Annotated in this window: 5 protein-coding genes; 2 read left to right on the top strand and 3 right to left on the bottom strand. The window is 69.6% G+C overall.

All coding sequences use genetic code 11. The annotated features are described in order from the left end of the window. Both FNH08_RS44220 and FNH08_RS44215 read left to right on the top strand, forming a co-directional pair. A partial coding sequence (locus FNH08_RS44220; RefSeq protein ID WP_152777157.1) for a sugar ABC transporter substrate-binding protein occupies positions 1–985 on the top strand: 985 nt, incomplete at its 5' end. Next, complete coding sequence (locus FNH08_RS44215) at positions 982–2,241, top strand: sugar ABC transporter permease (RefSeq protein WP_152777156.1); 1,260 nt, start codon at positions 982–984, stop codon at positions 2,239–2,241. The genes FNH08_RS44220 and FNH08_RS44215, both read left to right, overlap by 4 nt. A gap of 30 nt (positions 2,242–2,271) precedes the next feature. Here FNH08_RS44215 and FNH08_RS44210 read toward each other — a convergent pair whose 3' ends face one another. From FNH08_RS44210 to FNH08_RS44200, 3 genes are all read right to left on the bottom strand, one after another. Next, positions 2,272–2,958, bottom strand: a complete 687-nt coding sequence (locus FNH08_RS44210) for a GntR family transcriptional regulator (RefSeq protein WP_152777155.1) — start codon at positions 2,956–2,958, stop codon at positions 2,272–2,274. A gap of 22 nt (positions 2,959–2,980) precedes the next feature. Continuing rightward, positions 2,981–3,733: a cysteate racemase gene (cuyB, locus tag FNH08_RS44205; RefSeq protein WP_322726435.1), complete on the bottom strand. Its 753-nt coding sequence runs from the start codon at positions 3,731–3,733 to the stop codon at positions 2,981–2,983. Beyond that, positions 3,730–5,055: dicarboxylate/amino acid:cation symporter (locus tag FNH08_RS44200; RefSeq protein ID WP_228034745.1), on the bottom strand; the 1,326-nt coding region annotated here is incomplete at its 5' end. The genes FNH08_RS44200 and cuyB, both read right to left, overlap by 4 nt.

Below are 5,055 nucleotides of genomic sequence, written 5' to 3'. Positions count from 1 at the left end.
CAGCCTCACCGTCGGTGTGCTGCTCCCGGGGGGCGGGGCCTCTCGCTTCGGGCAGTTCGACAGGCCCCTGATCGAGGAGAAGCTGGAGCAGCTGTGCCCGGACTGTCCGGCAGCGGAGGTCGGTGCCACTCCTGACCCGGCGATCCAGCGGCAGCAGCTCGAAGCCATGATCACCAAAGGGGTGGATGTCCTGATCATCGCTGCCATCGACGCCGAGGGGCTGCGTCCGTCGGTCGTGGAGGCGCAGCGGGCCGGTATACCGGTCGTCGCCTATGACCGGCTCGCGGAAGGACCGATCTCCGGCTACGTCACCTTCGACGGTGCGAAGATCGGCAAGCTTCAGGGCGAGGCGCTTCTGAAGGCCATGGGCACGGAGGCAGACGGGGGCCAGATCGTCATGATGAACGGCGCGACGATCGACCCCAATGCCGGCTGGTTCAAGCGGGGGTCTCTCTCCGTCCTCGAAGGCAAGGTGAAGATCGGCAAGTCGTACGACACCGTCGGCTGGCGGCCGGAGAACGCCTTCGTCAACATGACCGGTGCCATCTCGGCCCTGGGCGCGGACAACATCGACGGCGTTCTGGCCGCCAACGACAGCCTCGCCGGCGCCGTGATCTCCGCCCTCAACGCCGCCGAGGCCGGGTCGGTGCCCCCGATCACCGGCCAGGACGCCGATCTCGCGGCCGTGCGGCGCATCGTCAAGGGCGAGCAGTACATGACCGTCTACAAGCCCTTCAAGCCCGCGGCCGACGCCGCCGTCGAGATGGCCGTCGCCCTGGGGCGCGATGAGCCGGTCGACTCCATCGCCACCGGCACCGTCGACAACGCCTCCACGAAGGACATCCCGGCGGTTCTGCTCCCGTCGGTCTCGGTGACTGTCGACAACATCAAGGACACCCTGGTGAAGGACGGTATGTACACGATCAATCAGATCTGTACTCCGGAGCTCCGGTCCGCCTGCGACAAGGCCGGACTCACCGGATGAGCTGTGCCCGAAGGCCGAAGGAGGTGGGCCCGCACTCGGGGCCTCTCAGGGCGTGTGTCGGTGCGGTGCGCCGCAAACTGCACGATCGTGAACTCGGGCCCGCCCCGGCCCTGATCGCTCTCGCCGTGACCTGGATGGTCTTCCACGGCCTCAACGACAACTTCCTCTCGCCGCGCAACCTGTCGGTCCTCAGCGTGGACATCGTCGGGACCGGCATGGTCGCCGTCGGCGTCGTCTTCGTGCTGCTGATCGGCGAGATCGACCTGTCGGTGGGTTCGCTCGCCGGGCTGGCGGGCGCCGTGTTCGCGACGCTGAACGTGAACGTGGGTATGCCGGAATGGCTCGCCGTGCTCGTCGCGGTGAGCTGCGGTGCGGCCGCGGGGTCCGTCCACGGGTTCTTCTTCGCCAGGATCGGCGTACCCGCGTTCGTCGTCACCCTCGCGGGCCTGCTGGCCTGGAACGGCCTGATGATCTACCTGCTGGCGCCGGAGAGCGCCATCAACTTCAGCGACGAGGGGTTGGTCGCCAAGCTGACCAGCCGCAACTTCGGTGCCCCCGTCGCCACGTACGGCCTGGCGGCGCTCGGCACGACCGCGTACCTCCTCGTCACCTACCACGACCACAGGCGCCGTAGCGCCGCCGGGATGCCGTTCCGGCCGGTGGGCGAGATCTGGGCGCGTACGGCCCTTCTCGCGGTGGTCGCGTTCGCCACGGTCTACGTACTGGGCCGGTTCCAGGGCCTGCCGCTGGCGCTCCTGATCTTTCTCGGCGTCATCGTGGCCTCGGACCTGTTCCTGCGCCGTACGCCCTACGGCCGGCAGGTCCTCGCGCTGGGCGGCGGTGTGGAGGCGGCCCGACGGGCCGGCGTCGATGTGGCGCGTGTGCGGATCGCGGTGTTCATGGTGTCGGGGGGCCTGGCGGCGGTCGGCGGCCTGTTCGTCGCGTCCCGGCTCACCTCGGCGAGCCAGGTCCCGGCCTCCGGCACACTGCTGATCAGCGCCGTCGCGGCGGCCATCATCGGTGGCACCAGCCTGTTCGGCGGACGCGGCTCGGCCTGGTCCGCGCTGCTGGGGGTGCTCATCCTCCAGTCGATCGCCTCGGGCATGGCGCTGCTGGGAGTCGATCCACCGGTCCAGCTGATGATCACCGGTGGGGTGTTGCTCACCGCGGTGGGCTTCGACGCACTGACGCGCCGCGCCACGGAGTCGCGCCGACGGGCCGGGGCACTGACCGCGGGTGAACGACGGTCGGCCTGACCAGACGGTCGGCTTAACCAGACGGTCGGCCTAACCAGTCACCGCTTCGGCGAACTGGTTGGTGTCGAAGAGCTCGTTGATGTGTCCGCCGAGTTCGGACCAGTGGTGTCCGGAGAGTTCGGCGGCGGCTCGGGCGTCGCCGCCGGCGCAGACGTCGATGAGTTCGCCGTGGTGTTCGATGGTGTTGCGGCCGCCGAGCAGCGTGGAGAACTTGCGGTAGAGGATGCGGTGGATCTGCGGGTGGAGCTGCTCGACGATCCGGCTGAGCACGGGGTTGTCCGCGGCCCTGATGGGGACGCCGTGGAAGCGGTCGTCGGCGGCGAGCGCGGCCGTGGTGTCGTTGGCGGCGACGGCCCGTTCGAAGTCGCGGTTGGCCTCGCGCATGCGCGTCAGGTCCTGCTCGGTCATGACCGGAACGGCTGTCTCTATGGCGAGTTGGTCGAGGGAGCGCAGGACGGCGAGGGTCTTCTCGACGTCGCGGCGGTTGAGGGTGGTGATGCGGGTGTAGACACCGGGTTTGGCCTCGACCAGGCCGATGTCGGCGAGCCGGGCGAGCGCCTCGCGCACGGGGGTGCGGCTGAGGCCCAGGCGCTCGGCGAGCTCGCCGTCCTTGACCTTCTCGCCGGGGACGAGTTCGCCGCGCACGATGGAGTCGCGCAGGCGGTGGAAGACCTCGTCGCTGAGGAGGCGGCGGGAGACCGGGCTGTCGAGTGACATATTGCGTACAGTACATCGCCCTTCACCAGCCCCAGCCCTGTCCGTTCTCGCCTTCCGTCGTTGCCCGGCGGACCAGGGCCTGGGCCAGCACGAGTGCCGGGTCGACGAGGGGGACGTCCACGGCGTCGGCGGGCAGCCCGAGGGGGATCTCTGTGCAGCCCGCGATCACCGCTTGCGCGCCCTGTGCGGTCAGGCTCCGCGCGGCGTCGGCCAGGAGCGTGGTCGTCGTGTCGTCGTGGGTGCCTGCCTTCACGGCGCGGATGGCGGTCATGACCTCATCGTTCTGGCTGGTGGCGTCGGGGAGTACGAGACGGATGCCGAAGCGGTCCAGCCACTCCTGGTAGAGGCCGGCGCGGACGGTGCCGGTGGTGGCCAGCAGTCCGGCCGTGTGGATGCGGGGGCCGATCGTGGTGAGGTGCCGGGCGACCTCGCCGACCATGTGGACGATGGGCAGGCCGACGTGGTGGGCGATGCGCGGGACGAAGGCGTGCGCGGTGTTGCACGGGATGGCGATGACCGTGGCGCCGGCCTCCCGCAGGACGCGGCTGCCCGCGAGGAGCCAGGGGGTGGGGTCGGGGCCGGTGCCGAGCAGGGCCTCGGTGCGGTCGGGGATGGTGGGGTCGGACCAGATGACCGTACGGAGGTGGTCCTGGTCGCTGGAGCCGGGGGTGGTCGAGACGAGCTTGGCGTAGAAGTCGGCGGTGGCCGCCGGGCCCATGCCACCCAGGATGCCGATGATCTCCGAGGTGGGGGTGGTCACTGCGGGGGTGGTCACCGTACGGATTCCTTCTGGAGGACCGTGGCCTCGGGCTCGGCCAGTGCCTGGGGGGTTTCGCCCTGCGGCCGGTTGCCGCGTTTCGCCTCGCGTCGGCTCTCGGAGCTGTCGATGACGGCGGCGGCGAGTGAGTTGCCGATGACGTTCACGCCGGTGCGGGCCATGTCGACGATGAAGTCCACGCCGAGGAGCAGGGCGATGCCCTCGGCGGGCAGCCCGATGGAGTTGCCGGCCGCGATGAGGACGACGATGGAGGCGGAGGCGACGCCGGCCATGCCCTTGGAGAGGATCACCAGCACGCCGACCATGAGCAGCAGGGCGGGCAGGGACGTGTCGGCGCCGTAGGCGTTGGCGAGGAAGACCAGCGCGGCGGCCTGGTAGAGGACGGAGCCGTCGGTGTTGAAGGAGTAGCCGAGGGGGACGACGAACGAGGTCGTCGACCGGCTGAGGCCGAAGGCTTCCAACCTGCCCATCAGCGGGGCCAGCACCGACTCGGAGCTGCGGGTGACGAAGGCGATCCCGGCCAGCCCCGCGATCGACTTCAGCAGCTCGACGTAGCGGATGCGGTAGATCGCCGCGATGAGCGGGAAGAGCACGCCGAGGACGATGGCCAGGCCCGCGTAGACCACGGCGATGAAGCCCAGCAGGCTGCGCAGGTTGCCGAAGCCGTAGTGGGCGACGTCGTAGGAGATGAAGCCGAGCACACCCAGCGGCGCGACGCGGATGACGTAGCCGACGACCTTGAACATCACCGCGGCGACGGACTCCAGCACCGCGGCGAACGGCTCGGACTTCTCCCCGATCGCGGCCATGGCGACGCCCACGAGCAGGGCGAAGACGATCGCGCCGAGCAGGTTGCCCTCGCCGAACGCGGCGAAGATGTTCTTCGGTACGGCGTGCAGGACCAGCTCGTGGAAGTCGATGCCCTGGCTCAGGCCGTCCAGGTCCTTGGCGTCGGCCCCGTGGACGGGGGCTCCCTTGCCGATGTCCGTGAGCTTGGCCAGACCCACCGCGATCAGCAGGATCACGGTGGTGACGATCTCGAAGTAGAGGATGGCCTTGCCGGCGATCCGGCCGACCTTCTTGACCGACTCCATGCGGGCGATGCCCAGCACGATGAGCGGGAAGACCAGGGGCAGGACCACGACCTGCACCAGGTTCAGGAACACCTCACCGAGGATCTTCATCTGCTCGCCCGCGGACGGGGCGAGGGTGCCGATGAGGGCGCCCAGGCCTACGGCGATGATCGACTGAACTCCGATCGGCATACGAAGACATCGCCGCAGCAGGCCTGCCGGCCGGGGCGGTGGGGAGTCCGTGCG

This window comes from Streptomyces spongiae (genome assembly GCF_009377185.1).
Classification (GTDB): Bacteria; Actinomycetota; Actinomycetes; order Streptomycetales; family Streptomycetaceae; genus Streptomyces; species Streptomyces spongiae.
Note: the sequence above shows the minus strand (reverse complement) of the source record. Positions and strands in the feature narration are given on the sequence as shown.

Coding starts and splice junctions, on each gene's coding strand:
- FNH08_RS44215 (WP_152777156.1), top strand. CDS start 982: ATGAGCTGTGCCCGAAGGCCGAAGGAGGTGGGCCCGCACTCGGGGCCT.
- FNH08_RS44210 (WP_152777155.1), bottom strand. CDS start 2,958: ATGTCACTCGACAGCCCGGTCTCCCGCCGCCTCCTCAGCGACGAGGTC.